The sequence below is a fragment of the Mycolicibacterium flavescens genome, from assembly GCF_001722335.1.
In the GTDB taxonomy this organism is placed as follows: domain Bacteria; phylum Actinomycetota; class Actinomycetes; order Mycobacteriales; family Mycobacteriaceae; genus Mycobacterium; species Mycobacterium flavescens.
The window spans coordinates 326844-349009 of the sequence record NZ_MIHA01000005.1 but is presented as its reverse complement, the minus strand read 5'-3'; the positions used below and the strand labels follow the sequence as shown (position 1 = coordinate 349009).

At 64.0% G+C, this 22166-nt stretch carries 9 protein-coding genes and 1 pseudogene; 4 read left to right on the top strand and 6 right to left on the bottom strand.

All coding sequences use genetic code 11. The annotated features are described in order from the left end of the window. The coding region (locus BHQ18_RS09500; RefSeq protein WP_234794136.1) for an ATP-binding protein at positions 1 to 141 on the top strand (141 nt) is incomplete at its 5' end. Positions 142 to 771: 630 nt separating this feature from the next. Beyond that, positions 772 to 1719, top strand: coding sequence for a hypothetical protein (locus BHQ18_RS09495; protein ID WP_131815668.1), 948 nt, complete (start codon positions 772 to 774; stop codon positions 1717 to 1719). 613 nt (positions 1720 to 2332) lie between these two features. Here the strand turns inward: BHQ18_RS09495 and BHQ18_RS09490 are convergent. Both BHQ18_RS09490 and BHQ18_RS29070 read right to left on the bottom strand, forming a co-directional pair. Beyond that, complete coding sequence (locus BHQ18_RS09490; protein WP_131815667.1) at positions 2333 to 2821, bottom strand: hypothetical protein; 489 nt, start codon at positions 2819 to 2821, stop codon at positions 2333 to 2335. A 67-nt stretch (positions 2822 to 2888) separates the two neighbouring features. After that, positions 2889 to 3041, bottom strand: a pseudogene (locus tag BHQ18_RS29070) (IS110 family transposase); the annotation flags it as partial. A 153-nt stretch (positions 3042 to 3194) separates the two neighbouring features. Here BHQ18_RS29070 and BHQ18_RS09485 point away from each other — a divergent pair. Beyond that, positions 3195 to 8297, top strand: a complete 5103-nt coding sequence (locus BHQ18_RS09485) for an Ig-like domain-containing protein (protein ID WP_084293972.1) — start codon at positions 3195 to 3197, stop codon at positions 8295 to 8297. A gap of 69 nt (positions 8298 to 8366) precedes the next feature. On the opposite strand, the gene BHQ18_RS09480 is transcribed toward BHQ18_RS09485, so the two are convergent. The 3 genes from BHQ18_RS09480 to BHQ18_RS30490 all read right to left on the bottom strand — a co-directional run bounded on the left by BHQ18_RS09480 (position 8367) and on the right by BHQ18_RS30490 (position 19884). Next, positions 8367 to 14795, bottom strand: coding sequence for an SNF2-related protein (locus tag BHQ18_RS09480; protein WP_069413313.1), 6429 nt, complete (start codon positions 14793 to 14795; stop codon positions 8367 to 8369). Continuing rightward, positions 14792 to 17491: a RecQ family ATP-dependent DNA helicase gene (locus tag BHQ18_RS30495; protein ID WP_234794135.1), complete on the bottom strand. Its 2700-nt coding sequence runs from the start codon at positions 17489 to 17491 to the stop codon at positions 14792 to 14794. Before BHQ18_RS30495 ends, BHQ18_RS09480 begins: the two co-directional genes overlap by 4 nt. A gap of 170 nt (positions 17492 to 17661) precedes the next feature. Beyond that, positions 17662 to 19884: an exonuclease domain-containing protein gene (locus tag BHQ18_RS30490; protein WP_234794129.1), complete on the bottom strand. Its 2223-nt coding sequence runs from the start codon at positions 19882 to 19884 to the stop codon at positions 17662 to 17664. A gap of 637 nt (positions 19885 to 20521) precedes the next feature. Between BHQ18_RS30490 and BHQ18_RS29065 the strand changes: the two genes are divergently transcribed. Continuing rightward, positions 20522 to 20917: a very short patch repair endonuclease gene (locus tag BHQ18_RS29065; protein WP_084293971.1), complete on the top strand. Its 396-nt coding sequence runs from the start codon at positions 20522 to 20524 to the stop codon at positions 20915 to 20917. Here the strand turns inward: BHQ18_RS29065 and BHQ18_RS29060 are convergent. After that, complete coding sequence (locus BHQ18_RS29060) at positions 20906 to 22027, bottom strand: DNA cytosine methyltransferase (protein ID WP_084293970.1); 1122 nt, start codon at positions 22025 to 22027, stop codon at positions 20906 to 20908. The genes BHQ18_RS29065 and BHQ18_RS29060 overlap by 12 nt on opposite strands. Between the last annotated feature and the right edge of the window lie 139 nt (positions 22028 to 22166).

The window sequence follows — 22166 nt, the reverse complement described above, 5'->3', positions numbered from 1 at the left end:
GGCGACGACGTCGTCGCCGCCGCCATGATCGACCGCCTCGTCCACCACGCCGAAGTCATCACCCTCAAAGGAGACAGCTACCGACTCAAAGACCGAGACCTCGGCCGCACACCTACCGCGGCCACCAATGCTGAGGAATAATCACCAACCACCCCGGGCAGGGGGTCAATTTTCACCTGCCGCCAGGGGGTCAAGTTTCAGCCGCCGTCGACAAGAGGGACTGATTTCGTCGTCCGCGATCCTTTCCGAACGCGCAGGTCAGCTGGCTGCTGTTAGCGATGCGCATCCGACCGGAGAAAAAGCGTCGACCCGAGGCGCTACTGCCGTGTTTGCCGCCCTTACCCGCTTCAGTCAGGCATATGCCGGGCGTTTGGCTGAACGCGGCCAATCCGCGACGGCAGCGGCTGCGGGCTACGACACCGCCGATAATGATGCGGCCGCCAACATCGGCGATGTGCCGACGTGAGTGCTATTCCATACGGATTGTTGCGCATACCGGTCTCGGCCCCAGGTCCCGCTTCGGGCCCTGGCGTAGGTCTCCCGGCGAGGTCAGAAATCGAAGACTGGATCGGCGCAATAAACGAGCTGTCTTCGTCAGCTGCGACCTACCGAGCCGCTGCTGACCGGATCGAGTCGGCAGCCGACGATCATGTTCAAGTCTCGTCCGCGCCAGGCGGCACTTCGTGGGAAGGTGACGCGGCGGACTCCGCGCTCGAGTCGGCCTACGTCGATCGCGGTGTGGTGTATCGAGCTGCTGACCACCTGCGCGAGATGGCGAAGGTCGCCAACATGGGGGCGCAGAATCTCAGGCAAGCCTGGACCGCCGCTGTCGATGCGATTTCTGAGGCTGAAGCCGACGATTTCCGCGTCGGCAGTGACCTTTCGGTGAGCGACAGGGGCCGCTACACGAGCCAGGAAGGCAACGTGTACGCAGCTCGCAAAGTGAAAGCCGAAGAGCATCACAGTTTCATCGCGATGCGAACCGGCGCCCTGTTGTCCGAAGACAACCAAGTCGGTACCAGGCTGCAAGAAGGAGCTGTGGCGCTCGCCAACATGATCCCAGCGAGTTGGGGTGTCCCGCCGCCGGAACAGCCGATGACCGACGGTAATGGTGGCCTCGAACCGTATGACAGCGATGACGGTTCCTACACTGGCCGCGAGATCGCCAAGGAATTAGAACAGTTCACCGACGGAAAACGGCGCGGCATCAAAGAAGTCGACACCGAAGACGAGATCTTCGATCTGTGGGAGCGATTCTCCCACGGTGGCGTGCGCGTACCAATTCCCGAGGATGTCGCCGACAAGATCTACGACAGGGTTGTCCTACCCGACGGCACGACGGTCGGTGTTCGAGAAAGCGCCGGCCATGGGCCCACGTTGGACGTGGGATACCCACCTGGTGTGGACGGTCCCAAGAAGGTTCACTTGCCTGAATCGCCGCCACCTCCGATCCCTCCTGCGGCGCCACCGCCGGCTAGGGGCGAGGCGCCTCTCATTGCATCGCCCCCGCAGATGCCGGTCGTGGATCATCCGCCTACCCAGGCGCAGCCGGGGCTCCCGCCTCCGTGGGCGCCCGACGCGAGTGTGCTCGACCCGCCTCAAGTCGACCTGCCCGCTGCGCCCGACCCGGGAATTCTGGCCGGGGTGGGTACCGCTATCGCGGGCATCGGTGGCTTCCTCGCGTTCCTTGCCAAGCCGTGGGGAGCGTTCGGCAGCTGATGTTCGAAGATTCAACGGTGGCATCACAATCGGTGGGGGTGTCCTCTGTAGCCGAGGAGATTCGTCGTCGCGTCGGGTCAGTCACACCAGTTTCGAGCGACGGCTTAGCTTCCTGGCTGCCCGGACTGGAAATCCCCGCCGGTTGGACCGTGATGCAGGATTTAGCCTCATCTGCGCACGCAACTCGAGCTGCCTTACGTCGTGTTGCCCCGGGTCAGGGTCATTGGGACGCGTGTGAAATTATCGCGCTCTATCAACTTCCATGCTCTATCGCGGAGGAAGTCGTTGAGGCTGCCGCGGATTACCCGCTACGCGATTTGGGTGCTGTGCATGTAATGCACCACAAGGTTTCCTTACACGTGAGCGGTAGCGTTGCAGTTCGCGCGAGCGGCTGGTTCACAATCGATGGACGCTGCCTGTGGGGCCAGTTCTCCAATTATGTTGTGAACGTGGGGAACGTAGGTGGCTTGATTGAGCAGAGTGTCCTTGTCGGCGCGGAGCGACGGCCACGGCTGGCCCGCGAGGTCGACACACTCACGCAGACGGTTGATCGTTCTCTAACTGCGAGTCTGTCCGCGTACGAGAGACGGAAAGACGCCCACAAGGACCCTGGTTAGTCCCCGGGGTCGGAGGCGCCGGGCTGGTGGTCGCCGCCTCCCGGTACGAGGTGCATTGGTAGCGGCTCGTACTCGCGGCCTTGTGCACGGAGGTCCGAGAGCCACGCGGCGTATACCCGCTCATATGCTTTCCCGATCTGCCGACCCTTATCCGTGACACGCACCCACAGCATGAATGGCCACCGCAGGCGTTCATCGAACCGGTCGATGTATTCGGCAGCCAGTCGCGCGACGGCTTCGTCGAGCGACACTTCCCAGTCTTTGAATCGTGCGCCATGCTCGATCGGTTCTCCGAGCGCAATCACACCTTCTTCGGCCATGCTGCGGACCAGCGCGAGGGTCCTTCGCTGCACTTCTGAAAGGGAGGCGCTGCGGTCTTCCGAGGCCACGTAGTCGTGGATCTGTTGGAGCTTGACCCAGTCATCTTCCCCTTCGAGCAAGATTTTCTCGCGGGTCGTCAACGCCTGCTGCTGGCTGTCATTCATCGTTCCCAGGATATCGCCGCGTAACGACAAGGTCATCGCAGGTTAGACATCCCAGGACCGTAAGTTGTCAAGCGAATTGGATGTTTGGTCCTGATTGACGGTGTGCCCAGGCTTTGTGTTCGTCGTAGTGGGTTCGGTGGTGTAGGCAGCCGTGCAGGATGCCGACGAGGCGGTCGCCGAGAGCGCGTAGGGCCTGGTAGTGGAGGTCGCCGGCGGCACGAGACGTAGGTGTCGGCCGGCAACGTTTGCGCGAAACCCGTCGGGCAGCCCGTGAACGGCCAAAACCATAGGGAAAACCCGGATTACTCGGGAAGCGCGCTGTCGTAAGTTTCTGCGTGCGGAAATAACCGCATGAACTCAAGGGGGCTCGCGCATGACACCACCCGCCGGTCGGCGTGCAACGGATTCGGTAGTCGACTGGCAGGGGCGGTCCCCGGGATACGCGCGGTATGTCGGGCGGGTCGGGGCGTTGGCGGTCGCGTTGGGTGTCGGCGCCGCGGTGGCCAGCGGGAACGGGCTGGGACTCGCCTACGCCGACGACACGGCCGGGGTCAACGACAGCGCCGCGGTGGACGCGCCGTCGGAGACGACGACAGACCCCGAGGGCCCGGTCCCGACGGAATCCGACGATCCGCCCGCCGACGACGACAGCGAGACCACCGCCGACGGCCCCGAGATGAACCTCGGCAACTCGGGCGGCGTCGACACCTCGGTCAACGATGCGGGCCAGTCGACCGACACCACTGCCGACGAGGACGACGACGAGACAGCGGAAGCGCCCGAGCCCCCGGCCGACAACGACCCGCCCGAGGAGCCTGAGCCCCCGACGCGGCAACGCGAGTCGACGCCGCCGGCCACGCAGACCGTGGGGGCGAACCTCGAGCGGCGGTCCGCCGATGAGCCGGCGGAGCCGCCCGCACCCGTCGAGTCCGAGCCCGAGCCGGTGCAGTCGTTCGTCGCCGACACCATCGCGACGACGGCGTCGCTGTCGGTCGACGAACCCGCCGCCACGCAGTCGGTCGTGAGCCTGCCCGGCACGCTGGCCCGGATCGCCACCTCGTTCGTCGACGCGCTGCTGCGTCCGTTCCTCGGTCCGTCGGCGCCGGCCGAACCGCCGCTGCTGTGGGCGGTGCTGGCGTGGGTGCGCCGCGAGGTCAACCGGACGTTCTTCAGCACCAACCCCGACGCGGTCGCCGACCTCGTGACGACCTCGGAGGACACCCCGACAACCGTCGATGTGCTCGGCAACGACGTCGACGACGACCCGCTGAGGATCACCGCGATCACCCAGGCCGCCAACGGCACCGTCGTCCTCAACGCCGACGGCACCGTCACCTACACACCGAACGAGAACTTCTCCGGCACCGACACGTTCACCTACACGGTCCGCGAGGCGCACAACCCGTTCCACCTGCACGGGCTGGCGTCGTTCTTCGGCGGGGCGCGGCACACCGACACCGCGGCGGTGATCGTGACCGTCGGCGGGATCAACGACGCACCGGTCGCGCGGGACAATATCGCGGGTGTGGTGGCGGGCGGTACGACGACGATCACGGTGACGGACAACGACTCTGACGTCGACGGCACCATCGACGTCACCACGGTGACGATCGTCGGCGACCCCGCGTACGGCACCGCGACCGTCGATCCGGTCACCGGCGTCATCACCTACACCTCCAACGGCGAGGTCGTGCGCGACACGTTCACCTACACGGTCAAAGACAACCTCGGTGCGACGAGCAACGTCGCGACCGTCGCCGTCATCGTCACCCCGGACGACAGCATCCCCGACGACACCCTCGACCCGGACGAGTTGCAGGACCTCGTCGACCGCGGTGTCGTCGTCGCGCATCTGCAGGACGGCGCGGTGCACGCCATCAGCGGTGACTTCGCCGCCGGGCCCGTGCACAACGCCGCCGACGCGGCGGCCGAACTGAACCGCGTCGCCGCGTTGCTGGGCGCCGCAACGGGTTTCGCCGCCGAGGACGACATCAGCGTGTTCACCGTCAACGCGACCCAGGCGCTGCACTACTACCGGCTGCGACCGACCGTGGACGGTGTCCCGGTCGCGGGCAGCGAGGTCGTGGTGATCGCCGACGGCACAGGCAAAGTCCGGGGCCTGATGAGCAGCTACGACAACAGGATCGCCGAGATCGACACCACGCCGGCTGCGGGTGTCGACACCACCGCAGAAGCCGTGGCCGCGGCCGGTTCCGCGCTGCTGGCCGCGCTCGGCGACGACGTCGCACCCGACGACGCCGACGCGTTCCTCGCGACGTTGACCTTCGAGCCGGAGTTGGTGATCGACGATCTCGACGCGGATCGCGAGCCGCGGCTGGTGTGGCGGGTCGCGGTGTTCACGACGCCGGTTGTGCCCGATCTGGAGGCCGACGAGATCCCGGAGACCCCGCCCAGCGTGTTCCCGGTCGTCAGTGCCACGTATGTGATCGCGGCGAACGGACCGGACGCCGGCACCGTGCTCGACGCGGAGGCCGATTGGGACAGCGCCGGGGCGGCGGTCTTCCACAGCGCTGCCGACCTCGACGGTGTGATGCGCGGGCTGGTTGTCGTCAAGCAGGGCAACAACTACCGGCTTTACGACGGATCGCGACTGATCTCGGTGTACCGCAACAGCGTCTACGGTCCCAAGCAACTGTTTACGCAGGCTCCTCCGGGCACCATCGTCACGTCCGACGGGTCGTTCATCCGGCCCGATGCGGTTTCGGCGCTGGCGAACATGGCCGAGATCTACGACTATTTCCGCGACACCCTCCACTACGAGTCTGTGGACGGTATCGGTGACACGCCGATCCGCGTCACGCTGATCCCGGATTACGATGACGCGCAGTGGAACCGGAATTACCAGCAGTTCTTCTTCGGAACGGACGGCGACTGGGCCGCGGCGGTCGACGTGTTCGGTCACGAGTACATCCACGGCATCGTGCAGAACATCCTGGGCCGCGACGCGCTCAAGTCCGGGGAAGCGGCGTCGGTCAACGAAGCGTTCGCCGACATCCTGGGAAACCTGGCGCAGCGGGGGACCGGCAGCGAGAAGTGGTTGTTCGGTGAGGATCTCGCCAACGGTGCGATCAGGAATATGGCCGATCCGTCGTCGCTGACGTGGACGGATTCGGGAATCGAGTACCGCGAGGACTACGACGAGCGGTACCGGGGGTCGTCCAATCAGGGCGGCGTCCACATCAACAGCACGATCCTCAGCCACGCGGCGTACCTGATGATGAACGACGGTGCGACCACGGGGGTTTCGGATGAGGCCTGGTCGCGGATCTTCTTCAGCGCGATTCCCATGTTGGTCAGCGGGTCGAAGAGTCCGATGGTGGATGCGCGGATCGCGGTGGTGATGCAGGCCGAGATCGAGGGTCTGTCCCAGGTGCAGGTCGACGCGGTCAAGGAGGCCTTCAACAAGGTCGACATCAACAACCCGTACGACCCGGGCCCGGATTTCCTCAAAGGCGGAGTGTCGATCCCCGATGCGATGACGTCGCAGACCGTGCTGAACGCCGAGGGCACCCGCGCCATTGTCACCAGCACGATCATCGATCCGGGAGCCAACGTATATCCGACCGCGATCACGTTCTTCGACACCACAACTGGTAAGCAAATCGGTGAGAGGATGGTTTTCGCCGCAGGTGCGTACGCCGAGTTCAACCCGATCGGGACGCGCGCGGTGATTGCGTCGAACGTCGACGACCCATCGACACCCCTGTCCGACGCGGTAGAGATTCAGGTGTACGACACGCGGACGTTCGAGCGGGTCGGGTCGACGGTCGAGGTGGCGGCATCCTATGGGGAGAACTTCGAGTTCGATGCCAGCGGTAGGCGGATGGTATTCACGACCTTCAATGACGGTGCCACCCAGCTTCACCTGATCGATGTCGAGACCGGCACCCGGGTGGGAGATGCGGTCGTGGTCGGCGGCGGCTGGCGGGTCACGCCCGGCTTCAACGCCGACGGCAGCCGTTACACGGTGCTGACCGAAGGTGGCGTGCTGTCAGGGCAGACCGTGACACGCGTTGTCGTGCTCGACACCGCCACCGGCCGCCAGGTCGGCAGCGCTGTGGAGCTCGCGGGTCGGAGCCTGGCGTATGTCGCCGCGGACGGCCGGCGAATTCTGGTGGTGGGCAGTGAGTACAACCCGGACGCCACCCATGCGGCGGTCATCGACACCATGACCGGCGCGGTGGTCGGAACCGAGATCGACCTGCCGGGTGTGGTGTCCGGGGTAGCGGGTTTGGAGCCGACGCTGACGGCCAACGGTCGCGCGCTGATCACTACCGTGATCGACGGGGGTACACCGGAGATGACGACGCGGGTCACCGTCGTCGACATCGACACGGGGAGTCAGGTCAGCAGCGTCAGCCAGGCGGGTGATGTGGGCCAGGCGGTCATTTCGCCCGACGGTACGCGGATTGTTTTCGTGCGGCGGGATCTGGCGGAGGTGCCGACCACGTCGGTGTCGGTGATCAACGCGGTGACCGGCGCGCAGATCGGTACGACGTTCGTCGGGCCGGTCGGCGCGGAGGTGGGCGTGGTACCCAACGTTGCGGGCACGCGTCTGCTGCTGATGGTGGTTGAGGGGGAGGGCTTTTCGACGACGACCCGGTTGATGGCGATGGACACGGTGACCGGGCTGCGGATCGGCCAGACGGTGACGCTCGAGGGGCAGATGCCTCGCGAGCGGGGAGCGAGCATGAGTTTCGACGGCAACAGGGTGGTGGTGTTGACCGGGTCGCCGTTCACCGGGACGCGTGCGGCGGTGTTCGACCTGATGACCGGTACGCAGGTTGGTTCGACGGTGGTGTATCCGGGAACGTCGAATCCGGTGGGTGTGCTGATGGCGCCGGACGGTAAGCGCGCGACGGTGACGCAGCAGTTGTTGAACGGCTCGGAGTACATCACGCGGGTGTCGACGATCGACACGACGACCGGTGCGTTGATCGGCACGCCGGTGGTGTTGTCCGGATTCGCCACGGTGCCAGTGCAGTTGACCAGTGATGGTAAGCGTGCTGTGGTGACGGCGCCGTCGACGACGTACAACTTCAGCACCGGTGGCTATCGGATCCTGACGTCGACGGCGGTGATCGACCTGGCGACCGGGCGGCAGATCGGGAGCACCGTGACGGTGAATGGTCAGCCGTACACGGCGGGGCTTGGGGAGCGGGCGGTTTACCTGACCGCGGATGGCACCCGCGGGTTGCTGGCGACGTACAACTATGTGGCGCCGGGATATCCGACGAATGTGCGGGTGACGGTGATCGACACGGTGACGGGTAGGCAGGTCGGCAACACCGCGATCTTCGAGGGGGGTCTGGACGGTGTCCCGCAGATCGACATCACCGGCACCCGGGCGACGTTCACCGCCGACATTTTCAACCTGGTCACGTTCGACCGCTCATCGCAGGTCTTCGGGATCGACCTGACGACGGGTAAGCCGATCGGTGCGTCGCCGATGTAGGGGACTGGCGGTCTCGGTCACCGGATCGCTTAGGTGCCAGGTCCCCGGATGGGGCTCCTAGCTATTCGATTAGTCACTCCGGGCCAGACAATCGTTCAGGTACTGGACAACCGAGGGGTTGGCGATCGCGTGTCTGCCGTCCTCGCCGACATGTAATTCCCACCGGGACTTCTCCCGCTCAACGACAACGGTATGTAACGGGTCGATGCCGATGAGCATGCCTCGAGTAAAGAGCAGGCGCCCGTGCTCACGTGCTTCCTGACGGGTTGGGGGCCGCATCGACGTGCACGCGTGGCAGAGATACGTTCCGCTTGAGGGTTCGCGAACGCATCGTCTGCAGATCGGCGCGGCGCAGCAGTCACACACCACCATCCCGTCATTGCACGCGCTGCAGCTGGTTTCGTTGCAGTAGCCACAGACAGCATGGGTGGTGCCGAAATGGCCTTCACGGTCGATTCCGCCCCAGTCTGCTAGCTGTCGAGTGACGTGATCGATGCGTCTCGCATCGGTGTCGCCAGGGGCCAGCGCCACCTCGTACCGCCATTCGTGGCCGTTGTGGACCGTCACGTTCTGTACAACCGACGCGCCGATTTCGAGCACTTGTCGCTGCGCCGGGGCAACCAGTTTCTGTAGCGCGATTCGCATCGCGTCTGGCAGCACACGGAGCGGAGGAACGGTCACGGTCGCATCGGAGGACCATGCTTTGAAGGCCGCTTCTGTGGAGTGATCAGCCCGTCCCGAGGCGGCCGGCTTGAGTTCCCCGCGGGGCGTGACGGTGTGGGGAGCGTTCGTCGCATTCGCGACCGCCGACAGTCGGATTTCTCCCGGGTCGGTGAACGTACCGACTTCATCAGCGTCGCCGAGACCCATGGACCGAGCTAGCAGCGTCGCCGCAGGTGCATGCTCTGACGCCGCGATGACGTACCAAGCGGTGTCGTCCGACGTATGAACGCCAAGTGCGACCAACCCGGCCATGCTGACCAGTGCTGCTTCGACGCCGCCACCGTCGGTCGTCATGCGGACCGCTGGAACGGGATTCCAGCACTGTGACACCCAGTCCAGCGAATGGTCTCCATTGCGCCATTCGGTGATCGTTTCCTGCTCGCTGGCACCATCGATCGTCACCACACTGATACCAGCGGGGACTATCGCGACGTCCGAACCCACACGTTCCCACCTCATCAGGATCGGCGTCGTCGAAGGCTGGTCAAGAGACACGAGTAGCGGCCTGAGCCGAGCGGGCGCTTTCAAGGTCCCCTCGGGATAACGAGAGGGAACCGGGAACTCACGAGCGAGCAGCGTCGGTAGGTCCTCGTCAGGAGTCGGCTGTCCGTCGACACTTCGGGCCGCTGCGTTCAACGCCGGAGCCGTCCACGCGGGATGGAATCTTCGGTCAGAGCGGAGGGTGACTCTTGGAGCGGTGCGCGGTGCTTCAGCTTCGAGGGCTTCAGGCATCGGTACCACTTGAGCTTTCAGTGCCCGGCTGGCAGCCAACCTGAGCCGGTAGCGGCTGTCTATTGGCGTTCTATCGAATGCACGCCATCGAACTACCGACCCACCGCGAACGATTGCCTGTTCGTAGGCGTTGCCGCGGTTGATGAGTGCAACTGTCGCATCCTTGTCGCTCGCGATGAGGACGGAAGCGCCGTCGGTCGCGAGATCGCGCGGCAGCGCGCGTGTTTGATCGTCGGTCGCTGGAGAGTATTGATTGCAGGCAGGGCACAGATCTTCAACTCGGCATGAACCACACATGGTTCGCTCACACATCGCGCAGCCGGCGACGTCAGGATCTCGGCCGCAATCGACGCAGGCGTGGTCTCCGCACAGGCGGCACGACGTATCTGGCACCGAGTGGGTAGCGGAAACACATCGCCGGCACACTGCATGAGCGCATCCCGGGCAGTCGACCGAAGCCCGATGCTCGACGTCGTCGCAGGAAGGACATGCCCACGAGTCACATGCTGGGCAGAAGGCGGCGGTACCAGCCGTGTAGAAGTGCCCGTCGCGGCACACTCCGAAATCGCTTGACCGTGTGCCAGTGTCGTCGAGCAGCGGGCTCATCGGTTGGCCGTCGAAGGTGCGGTAGATATGCGTTGCGGTGCCGTATCCGTGCCACACCTCCCTGACTTCCAGACCGTTTCGGAGGGCTGCGGTGAAGGGTCTGGTCGCGCGTGCGAGCACGCTTCGAGTAAGGCCCGGAGGCGCCAACGGTATCGAAGCTGCCTCTCGGTTCTCTGGAATCTCGATCGCCGCGAGCGACTCACTGGTGGCAGGGACGACCTCTGTGTCGCTGATGGTCTCGACAAGGCCTACGACTGAGCGGAAATCGCGTTCGGTTGCGGAGCACTCGGAAGGTGATGGGAAGCTGCCGACCATGCCTTCGATCGAGTGAACCTGCTGTCCCAGTCGTCCGCCCGGCGCGCCCAGAGACCTCAGGTGCTCATAGCACCCCACCTGCTCTGCAGCCGACATCCCGTCGGGGCACGCGATCCACTGGCCGACTGGTTTGTCTGCCCTGTAGGCATCGATCAAAACGGCTTCGTTTCGGCGTAGCAGGGTGACTCGTAGATCAGAGATGCCGGCTTCAGCGATCGTTTCATCTTCGAGGGACGGCCTCCGCCAGCAGAGGTCAACTGTCTGGGAATCATGGGTCAGCAAAGAGCCGTCGTCTTGAACGAGATTCTCCTCCCGCACCAGCCGCTCGGCTTCGAGGAGAAAATCGACGAACTCTGAGCGGTGAGTGACCAGCACTGCAGGACGCGGCGGTGGAGGGACCTCACTCCGGAGCTTTTGCAGAGTGAGGTCGAGCCCGAACTGATCCTCACGCGACACGTCGACATCTGGATGTTGGGGCACATCCGAGATGGCATCGGCAACGATCGCCGCGCCCGCTGCTGGTTCTACCGACAGTCGTACGAGAACAGTTTCGTCGCTGGTCAAGCGGACACGCGCGTTGTCGTTCTGTTCCTGACGCGCGGTCAAGTCGCGCAGCGTCAGCCCACAGTCCAGGGGGAGGTTGTTCTCGCGTGCGTACGCTCGCAGCCTTGCTCGCCTCGAATCGTTGTAGTCCTCGGTGCTGACAAGGAAGGCTGGAGGAGAGCCATCGGGCCGGATGAGCTCTGCGACTCGCTCACCGACCCGAATGACGTTGCCCCCGCCGAGTGTCCAGGCGATGAAGAACTCGTCGTCGAGTTGTGGTGCTCGCTGCGGTGATGCGCAGGTGCGACAAAGCCCTCCGGTTTCACGGCGACACCTGCCACAGCTCCACTGTCCGCACACCGCACAAGCGGAAAAGACAGCGTCGTCGCCACAGGCTTCGCACAACGACCGGTCGCAGGAGCCGCAATGGGTCACTTCGGACTCGTCGATCCAATGCATATCGGAGCACAAGGCAAGTACGCCAATGGCGCGTCCCGAGACCGCGCTGTCGACGACTGGCGGCTCGACGCCCCATTCGTAGGTCAACGTGATTTCGTCACCACTCGGGCCTGCCCAGGTTTCCTCGATCAGCCAATCGTCTTCATCAAGCGTCACCGCCAACACCTTCGCGCGGGCGCGGACATCGGGTCGTCTGGTCAGGCGGCGTTCCTCGGTACGCAAGGCGCGGTCCAGCCGCGCCCGGTCCTCGCCCGTGGCTTCAGCGATCTGTGCGCGGTAGCCGCTCGTCACTCGTTCCAGTTCCAGTGCTTGTTGCCGCTCAACAGATTCGAGGCGTTGGCGTCGAAGGGACTCGAGCTGGGGGATCGCGGCACGCTCGAACTGTGCGATCACTTGCGGCGGAGTTCCGAAGGCAGGCGGCAAGGATTCGCCATCGTCCAGAGGGCGGCGCGGCAATCGCTGCTCACGATGTCCATCGATCTCAGCGGTTATGAGGTGCTCGGCAGTCTCTGCCTCGCCAACCGTCGCCCGGAAGGTCGCTTGGCCGCTCCAGGACCCGGAGGGCACCAGTCGGCGGCGGACCAGCCGGATGGACTCCGCGTGCCGGTACGGCGTGGGCCCGATGTCATCGGGGATGACCGGGATGGTGGCGTGCATGTCGCCGCGGACCCGCAGCAACCCGAGTAGCTCGTCGAAAACAGGGGACCCCACGGCGCATAGCTCGGCCTCTGGATGGTGTTCGAGGCCGAAGCGGTCGAACGCCAGGTGCATGGTGGTCCGACCACCCAGCTCCTGTTCGAACTCCTCGTTGAACACCGCAGTGATGAATGCCCCGTCACCGTTACCGGTGTCATGAATGATGTCAGCGTCCAATGCCTTCAGGACCTTTCGGACCCACGTCTGGACTCGACGTTGCCGCATGCGCGCACGCCGGCTCGCTGCGGGCGCCAGGTCGCTGCTCCCGGCCTTGGTGAGACCCTTTCGGTGATCGAACGCCGCAGCCATCCAACTGCTCATGTTGCTGTCTGCTGCGATCAGCTCCGATGCTTTCTCGCGTGCATGGACCAGCTCGGTGCCGAGTTGGTTCAGAAGCCTGTTCATCTTCGTGTCGCTTTCGGCGAACAGTGCCTCCATGACGCGTGTCTCGAAGCTCGCCGCCTTGGACTCGTCGAGCTCGCCCAGGATTGTCGTGACTTGTCCGAACAACAACTCGAACATGCGGAGTTTCTCGGCGAGCAGCCAAAAGACCTTCTCGTCGATCGTGTTCTGGGCGTAGAGGTTGGCGACGAACACTTCGTCCTTGGGCTGAGTCAGCCGGTCGACGCGGCCGATCCGCTGTTCGATGCGCATCGGGTTCCACGGCAGGTCGTAGTTCAACACGCAGTTGCAGAACTGAAGGTTCTGGCCTTCGGCGCCCGCATCTGTTGAGATCATGATCGGCGCTTCTCCGGACCGGAACGCTGCGATGGTCTTTGCGCGCTCCGTCGGTGACATCGAACCATGAAAAGATCTCGCGGTCAGGCCTTCGAGCTCCATGCGGCGGAGAAGGCCGGTGACTGTGTCGGTGTGTTGGGTGAAGATGAGTACTCGCCCGTGCTCACGCAACCACCCCTGAGTGATCTGCAGCGCGCGGTCCTCGCGGGCAGATGCGGTGATGTCCATGGCGAGGTGGCCGACCTCATGGAGGACCTCACGTACCCGAGGATCGGGATGGCGGTCTGCCATACGCAATGCGGTAGTGCCCATCGAGAACGGGCTGGCAGTGAGCCGCAATGCAAGACTGCGTCGCCGCATCGCATCGCCGGGGTCGCGCATCACATTGCGAAGCAGTTCGGTTGCCAGTGCGTACAGTTCGTGTTCGCGGTTACCCAGCGTGATAGGTACGTCGACGGCGCGCCGTACGACTCGGTCGACGCCGGCCTGTGCTCTGGTGGTCCGAACCATGACGCTGCTGATGAGTCGGCGCAGCGCAGCAGGATCATTTGGCGTGCGTGGATCGTAGCCCGACATGAATTGTCGTCTGAAGTCGGTGACAGAGGTGAAGGTTCCCGGCCGGAGCAGCTCGACGAGTCGGTACAGCTCGAGTAGATCGTTCTGCACAGGTGTCGCAGTCAGGAAGAATGCGTAGCGGCACGCCGTGGTCAAGGAGGTAATGAGATCGCGAGTTTTGTGTGACTTGTAGCCCGCAGCCCGGTGCGCCTCATCAAGAATGACAATGTCCCAGGGCTTTTCCGTGAGTTTGTCCGCGTTGCTGCGGGCGAGATGCAGGCTGAGGATCAGCTTGTCTTGCTTCTGGACCTCTGGGCCGCGGGTGGCAACCTCGAAATTGAGGTCGAACTTGTGGCGCATCTCCTCGCGCCACTGTTCGCGCAGGGGAGCGGGGCACAGAATCAGCACACGCTTGGCCAGACCACGAAGTGTGAGTTCTTTTACGGCGAGTCCGGCTTCGATGGTCTTGCCGAGACCGACCTCGTCGGCCAGGACAGCGCGTCCGCGCAATCGCGACAAGGCATGCCGGGCTACCGCCTCCTGATGGGGCATCTTGTCGACATTGGAAACGTCTACTGCGAGCAGTTCTTCGAAGTCGTCGAGCGTCGCCAACTCCTCCCCCTGTAGGCGAAGCTCGACGAGTTCCCGGGCATCGAACCCGGCGGCCTTCAGTTGTTCGGCGAGTAACTCTCGTGCTTGGCTGAGGAATCCGATCGTCTGAGAGGAGCGCTTGCCCCAGTCGTATTCAGAATCGGCATGGAACTGGCGATCGACAGTGGAGCGGCGACGCTTCGCCTTGGCCCCTTTGGTCCTGTCGACGGGCGGCGGCGGCTTCGCAATCGTGATCTTGCTGGGTGTTCCGGGCGGCAGTAGCTGCACTCGGTACACCTGCTCGACGAGCCGCAAGCGGAGCAGTCCGCCGACCTGGCCGTAGTCCTGCAGTCTTTCGGTCAGGAACTCGCCGCTGAGCTGCCGGCCGCGGCCGTTCCACTGCGCCGTGAACGCTTCTCCGTCGAGCTCCAGCTCAACAGCGGAACTGTGCTCTGGGAGAGCGAGCGCTGCGGATTCTCGTTCAGTGAGTGCGAGCTCACCATTTTCCAGAAGCTGTTCAGTGAGTCGTTTTTCGATCATTGCGGCTCCGTGATGCCAAGTGTTTGCGCACCGAGTGCGGTCAGGGCCAGTGACTGATAGGGGATCTGGGTGTTTTCTCGAACGACCGTGCGACGTTCGACGAGGCCCTGGGCGATGATTTTGTTGACGGCATCGTCCCAGCGTCTCTCTCCGCCGCGGACGTGACGGAGAGCGCCGAACTGTGGACAGCTGAGCACGCCCGCACCCAAGGGGCGGTTGTCGCCCAAGGACTCGCGGCCCAGGACGGCTGCTTTCAGGCTGGCCTCTCCGTAAGCGCCGCGACGGAAGGACGAGGCCCACGCGATTGCCTGCAGCGCAGTGAGTTCGGCGTTGACGAGCAATTCCGGGTCAGCCACCACGTGGTCCGGCAGTGCCTCCCAAGGGGTGGGCTCACGGCTGCAGACGTCGCATGGTTCGACGTCGCGGCTCTTGCAGTCGGCGACAACGTCACCGAAGTGGTTCCCGATGACGGTGCGCCGGCATTGTGAGTCGTCGGTGGCGTAGTCGATCATCGCTTGCAGCCGCCGCTTCTGCCACCACTTCCAGCGCGCCGACTCGCCTTCTAGTGCGTCGCGCGGTGCGTGACGGGTGAGGAGGCAGACACGGCGCAGGCGCCGAGAGCTGGAGAAGGTGATGAGGCGGTCCAGCGACCAGTCGATGAGCTGCTGCTCCAGCTCGTCAGGATCGTAACGACGCTCGTCCTTGAGCTGCTGGAAGTCCAATTGGATACGGACGTTGGGTCGGGCTTTGTGGTCCTTGTAGAAAAGCTGCCGGAACAATCGACGTTCGTCTTCGTCCTGTGGTTCGCGGAAGCCGACGTCCACGGTCCCTCGGGCTGAGCAGTCCAGTCCCTGCTTGATCGAGTTGACGCGCTCGAGTTGAGCAAGGTGAACGTTGATCTCGTCATCGTCGATTCCCAGCTTGTCTGCCATCTCGTCGATGTCGAAGACGCGGTAGATGCCCCGCTCTGGGCATTCCCATAGTGCGGTCAGGAGTTGTTGGGTGACCTCCGCGTCAGCCTTGGTGTTGTGGGTATCTATCAGTTTCCGGCGGCGGGCGATGTCGGCGTTTGTATAAAGGAGCAGACACTCGCCGGTGAGATCGCGGGAGCGCGCAGCGCGACCGGATTCCTGGGCGTAGCCGTCAAGGGAATCGGGTAGGTCATAGTGCACGACCCACCCGATGTTGGGTTTGTTGATGCCCATGCCGAAGGCTTTGGTGGCCACGATGATTCTCGTGGTGTCGGAGTCAAAGTCTTCTTGGACGGCGTCGCGCTGTTCGGGCACCATGCCGGCGTGATATGCCCGGGCCGCGTGACCGGCGCGACGTAGGAGGGCCGCAATCTCCTCGGCCAGGGCGCGTTTGGTGACGTAGACGATCCCAGGTCTGTCAGCAGCCCACGTCGCAAAGCGAAGTAATTCCCGGGCGCGATCCCGCTCATCAGCTCTCTTGACTACCCGGAGCCGGAGGTTGGGCCGGTCACTCGGTTCCCGGATGGCGGTCGGGTCCTGCATATCCATCGCCCGGGTGATGTCGGTCTCGACCTCTGGTGTCGCTGTCGCGGTGAGGCCCGCGCGTGGAGGGCGGGTGTCGAAGGTCGCAACCGATGCTGGAACCTGTCGAAATTCCGGCCGAAAATCGTGTCCCCACACTGAGATACAGTGCGCTTCGTCGACGATGACTCGATTGAGTTGCTGTCGGCCAAGCGCGCCGCGGAGCACGGGGTCGCGTGCCAGACGCTCCGGTGAGACGTAGAGCAAACGCACGTGACCGTTGGCGGTGTCACGGAGAATCTCTGTCTGTACGACACGGGACGTAGTGCCGGTGATGCCGTGCACGGGCCGGATTCCGCGGCGGCCGCGAAGGTCGTTGACTTGATCTTTGATCAGCGCGATCAAGGGCGAAACGACGACGGTGGCGCGTGCCTGCGGCGCGAGTAGCGCGGGTAGTTGGAAGCACACCGATTTCCCGAAGCCGGTGGGAAGAACGGCCACGACATCTTTGCCGTCGACGATCGCGCGCATGACCTCGAGTTGTTTGGGATGCAGCTTCGTGATGCCGAACAGCTTCTCGGCGGCTTCGGTGAGTTTGGCGGTGGGGTCTTCACCTTCGATGAGTCGGAGTTCCTCGAGGAGTTCTGAGACGTCATCGCGGCCGAAGGAAATTGCGTCGTAGAGATCAGGTGGGTTGCCCGTGACGAATTCGATGGCCCGGATCCAAGCGTCGTCGCGGTCGACTGCCTCATGGATTGCCGGTCCTGGGAGCGAGTTCAGGATCACCCGTTGCGCCTGGGTAGGTGAGTGCAACCGACGGTCGCAGACGAAGGCTGCGCCCCTGTCGGTTTCGGACCGAATGAGCCGCCCGAAGCCCTGGGTGAAGAGCATGGCGGTCATCGGTAGGACATAGTCGAGAAAGGGATCACCACCGCGTTCGGCGATGGCGCGCTGCCGCGCGGAAACGAGCGGGTCGTCGGGATGGGGGTATGGCGGCTTCTCGAGAAACAGATAGGACAGCGTTTCGCCGGGGGCGTCGAAACCCTCCCAATACGACTTGAGCCCGTACAGCACGGTTCCCGGTTCGGTGTTGAACCGGTGCGAGATCTGCGAGCGGCCGAGTTCGCCCTGAACCAGGAGCTCAACACCGCGGGCTGCGAGTTCGGCCGCCTTCGTGCGGACACCTTCGGCCACCGCCTCCATGCGCTTTCGGGCAGCGAAAAGCGTGAGTGTCTTGCCGCCGGACAGCGACAGGAATCCGGCCTGGTCTGCGGCCATCTCCTCGCAGAACTCACGCTCGTTCACCGGGATTGGGATGGGCAGGTGGTTGGTGAGGACGACGAGCGACTGATTCTGATAGTCGAACGGGGAGTTCAACCGCAGCGGCCGGAAAGCGTCGTCGTCCGGAATGTCGTCGACGCGAATCCCCAGGCGGGAAGCCAGGTAGTCGAAGCGGTGCTCGACGGTGAGGGTGGCCGAGCACAGCACGGTCGAGTGGGTGCGGTCGACGACGTGTTGTTTGAATTCGGGGAAGACATGAATCGGTAGGCGTTCGTAGGTCCACGCCGCGGGGTCGTCTTCCTCAGCGGCGAGCCGGTACACCCAAAGTGGGTGTCCGGGAGCGTTCCGAGGGTCTCGAGGAGGTCGACGGCGTTGTCCAGCCGTTCGATGTAGCCGCGCAGACGCTGTATCGCAGATCCGAGACCTTTGATACCGGTCAGCGAGTTGCGCAACGCATTAACGGCTTTGGCAAGTTGGATCAGCCAGTACCGCACGGCCGATGCGGTTTGACGAAGGGTCCGAAATTCGGGTCGGTTGTCCACGACGCCCGACTGCAGGACCACCGCATCGGCTTGGCCGGCGTACTCATGCAGATACGTCATGATCGCTTCGGTGAGTTCGCCTCCGGCTGAGCGAACTTGGGGCAGCGCGGCGGCAAGTGCCTGCATGGCTTCTGTCGTGGCCGGATCTGTGGAGGCCCGCCGCTGTATATCGCGCATCAACCGGGATCGCCGGGACAAACTGTTGACGAGAATCTCCAACTCAAGCGCATCGATCTGCTCAGTCCAGGCTGCCGTCAGGGAATCCTCGAGCGCGTGGGCCTCGTCGAAGACAAGGTCGGCACGGCCTTGGGCGAGGACGTCACCCGGGGCCGCCACGCCCTGCTGTTGGAGCTTGATCCAGCTGGCGATCAGGGCGTGGTTCACCGACACGACACCGGGCGTCTTGTCGAGGCCCTCCAACTGTTGCATCAGAGGGCAGACGGACGCCCATGTGCAGTTCCTGCGATCGCAGCCGCCGGAGTTGGTGCGTAGCCGGGCGCGAGTCTGGGCGTATCGGGCGTCGGCGCTGCGCAGCGTGTAGTCGGTTACGTCATCCCAGGTGCCCGACGGCGATGCGGCCAAGGCGCGGATCGCGACCGCGATTGCGAATCCAGAGGCGTCGGAGTCCGACAGGACGCTTTCGAGTTCGCGGGCACAAACGTAGTTGCCGACGCCTTGAAGCTGTCGAAACGGCGCCCGAAGGAGCCCGTCCTCGTGGAGGCGTGTCGCGTCTCCGCGCAGCTGGTTCTGGAGAGCTTTGGTCGCGGTGGCGACCAGCACGGATCGACCGGCCTGGGATGCGCGGCCGAGCGCTGGTAAGAGATAGGCGAGAGATTTGCCGGTACCGGTGGGTGCTTCTATGGCGAGCCGACCACCGCCGTCGAACACACCTGCAACGGCGTGCGCCATCTCCTGCTGAGCTGGCCGGGGCCGCAGTCCGCGCTGCTGGTGGAGGACGGGGAAGTCGTCGCGAGTGGCCGACCACGCATCGGGAGCGGGGGATCCAGTTGCCGTGAGCAACGGATCGGCCGGCCTGCCGAGCGCCGCCAGGTCTGGTGGCTCGGTCAACGAGGGGAACAGCTTGGCCAAGGGGTGATCGAAGGTCTCGAGAGCAGCGATCGCCAGTTGCCAGCTGGGCTCAGCCATATCGACATTGGCGAGCATTTCTGAAACAACCGCTGCCGTTGCCGTCGCATCCGGTAACGCGCGGTGCGGCTGATCGTTGCTGAGCCCGTAGGCCATGACTAGGTCGGCGAGCTGGCGGTTCGGGATCGCGACGTCGACCAGCAACGACAAATGGATGCTGTCGCAGGCCGTCGGCATCTCTAGTGCCGGCACCTCGGCGCGCGTAGCGACTTCCCGTAGAAACGGTAGATCGAAGCTGAGCAAGTTGTGGCCGACGAGTAGATCGACGTCCGCCAATGCCTCGGTCAGAGCTCGTAGCGCGTCGTCGAGGGCGACGGGCTCACCGCCGGCGGGGGTCGGCCGTTCAACTCCGTCAGGCAGACGAACAGTCAGATTTAGAAGTGGAGTGCCGTCCAAGCGGACTAGCGCAATCTCGGTGACGAAGTCCGCAGCACGGTTCAAACCGGTGGTTTCAAGATCCAGCACAGCCACCCGGTCGAGCGCGACGCGACCGAGGCGTGGGACGTACCAATCGGGCTCATCCGAGTCGAGTTCGTCCTGGTCACGTAGGTTCTCGGTTTGCGCGGTGGCGATAGTGAGTCGCCCATCGGTGGAGATCTGAAAGCGGTGCGGAAATCGGTCGGGCAACTGGAGTAGGCGCTCGAGGCTTTGAGTCCAACCGGCTGGTCGGAGGCGTTCCCGCAGCTCGGACGCCGACAAAGGGCCCTGGTCAGCGAGGATGCGGTGGGCGGCTTCCGCTGCAGGGGGCAACGGCCGATTCGCGGTACTCACCGCCAGTCCGCGGGCGTCGGCCCTGACGCCCCGCAGGCGGGCACAGATTGCCTAGCGAGTAGCTCCAAGAACACACCCCCACGGCCCGCCAGCAATCTATCGCACAGGTTAATACTTCCCGGTTGATTAGATGATGCAAATGGCTGAGCAAATGTGCCAGCGGCCCGGTTGACCGCAGCCTCGCCGAAGCGACCTTTTCCTTGAATCGCCGCAGCTAATTAACTGGGCCAGGAAGCAGTGTGATGGGCCCGGGGAGTTGAGCCGGTGGCTGAAGGGTGGACGACCAAGCTTGCCGGCGATAAGTCCGCCTGCGACGCCATAAGCGTGCGTGAGACGCCTCGGCTCGGCTGGCGACAGAGTCCTGCGCCGAGGTGAAGCTCGCCGGCATGTTTGGTCGCACCCGCGATGTGCGAATCTGGGTCATGTGACTGGCCGCCAAGCTGCACCGATCGAGAGACGGCCTGGTGCTTCATCTGCGTCTGTGCGAGCCCGAATGGCGAAACAGCGACGTCGCGATACGGACCCGGAGCTTCGTATCAGGCAGTTACTCCACGCTCGAGGTATCCGCTACCGCGTTGACGCGAAGCCGGAGCCAGACCTGAGATGTAAAGCGGACATACTGTGGCGTACGCTCCGGCTCGCTGTCTTCGTCGATGGGTGTTTCTGGCACGGATGTCCCGAACACGCCACCTCTCCGAAGGCAAACGCGGACTGGTGGGCTGAGAAGTTGGATGGCAATATTCGGCGTGACCGCCGCACAGATACAGAGCTTGTCGCCCGCGGCTGGACGGTACTGCGGTTCTGGGAGCACGAAGAGCCAGAGGCAGTCGCGGACGTCATATGTACGCGATTGGGCGAACTCCGGTGCGCACCCAGGTCAGCTCGCTAGTTCAGCGTCTCTACCGGTTGTGGCCGAAGGCGTCCGCTCGCCCATCCTGATTGGGTTTCGAGACGAATCGCTCCACGTAGCTTTCACGACCCGGTCGAGTTCTGCTTCATCGATTCCAATCGAAAGAGTATGGGCGATAATGTGCACCGCGAGGCGCGGCGGTATCGCGTTTCCGATCTGCTGGCCGATGTCACCGCCTGACCACGGGAAGTCGTGAGGGAAGGTCTGCAGAGCACCGGCTTCGTTGTGGGTGAAGCGGCTCCATTGCCCGTCGGGAAGGTGTATTCGGTTGCGCGTTATTTTCCCGGTAACAGTGGCCGCCGGCTCGTCGGACGTACGGCGTCCTCGATTGCGGGGGTCGCCGCCGCTGCCGTAATTGGACACCACCGTGAAGCTCGTGTCGCGTCGGAGCGCATCCCCCATCGAGACCCATGGCCTCCGTCCCATCGACTGTTGGCGCACGGCACCTTTACGGAAGGCGTCATGGGTTGGCGTCGGAAGCGAGGCAGCCGCTCGACCGCGTCGCGCGATGAGGATCGCTCGACGTCGAGTTTGAGGGACGCCGAACTCTTCAGATCGCACAATGCCGACTGCGCACCGGTACCGGTGTTCCTCGAGAACCGTTGCGAACGCCTGCCATACCGGCAAGACTGCGGGCACCTGCTCCAGAATAATCGCCTCAAACGGCTTGTTCTTCCTCAACGCCAGTAGAGCCCACCGCAACGGCTCAAGGATGAGCTCGGTGCGTTCGTCGCTGGACCAACCCCTGACCGGGTCAGCCTCTGGATGGTCCACCATGTCGGCGATGCTTCCGATTACCTTCTCCAGCGCACGCCGACCAGTTCCAGTGCCCGCGACTGTGAACGTCTGGCATGGCGGTCCTCCGGTAAGGATCGTCGCTTCTGGGAAGTTGGCCGGTTGGAAGTCGCGAACGTCGCCGCGAACAGTGTCGAGTTCGGCGGCTTCGCGTGTGAAGCACGCGTCGCGGTCGAGTTCGACGCCGGTCACAGGAATCCCCAGCCACGTTGCCCCTACGTCCAAGCCGCCCGGGCCGGCAAAGAGATCGACGATTCGGTGTTCAGGTTCTCGCGATCGATCTACCAGCGGCATGGCAGTGATGCTAGCCGGCCGCGACGACCCTAACCAGTAGTTGGGGGCCGAGTTGTGGAGGGGCTTGGATGTCCACCTCCCGCCCAGCGATTCTCCTCGCGGTCTGCAGTCATCCTCTCCGATTTACGCATAGCGCTGA

What these genes read in the sequence shown, in the direction of transcription:
- BHQ18_RS09495 (WP_131815668.1), top strand. Translation starts at nt 772, where the DNA reads ATGGCGAAGGTCGCCAACATGGGGGCGCAGAATCTCAGGCAAGCCTGG.
- BHQ18_RS30495 (WP_234794135.1), bottom strand. Translation starts at nt 17,491, where the DNA reads ATGGAGGCGGTGGCCGAAGGTGTCCGCACGAAGGCGGCCGAACTCGCA.
- BHQ18_RS29060 (WP_084293970.1), bottom strand. Translation starts at nt 22,027, where the DNA reads ATGCCGCTGGTAGATCGATCGCGAGAACCTGAACACCGAATCGTCGAT.
- BHQ18_RS09490 (WP_131815667.1), bottom strand. Translation starts at nt 2,821, where the DNA reads ATGAATGACAGCCAGCAGCAGGCGTTGACGACCCGCGAGAAAATCTTG.
- BHQ18_RS09485 (WP_084293972.1), top strand. Translation starts at nt 3,195, where the DNA reads ATGACACCACCCGCCGGTCGGCGTGCAACGGATTCGGTAGTCGACTGG.
- BHQ18_RS09480 (WP_069413313.1), bottom strand. Translation starts at nt 14,795, where the DNA reads ATGATCGAAAAACGACTCACTGAACAGCTTCTGGAAAATGGTGAGCTC.
- BHQ18_RS29065 (WP_084293971.1), top strand. Translation starts at nt 20,522, where the DNA reads ATGGCGAAACAGCGACGTCGCGATACGGACCCGGAGCTTCGTATCAGG.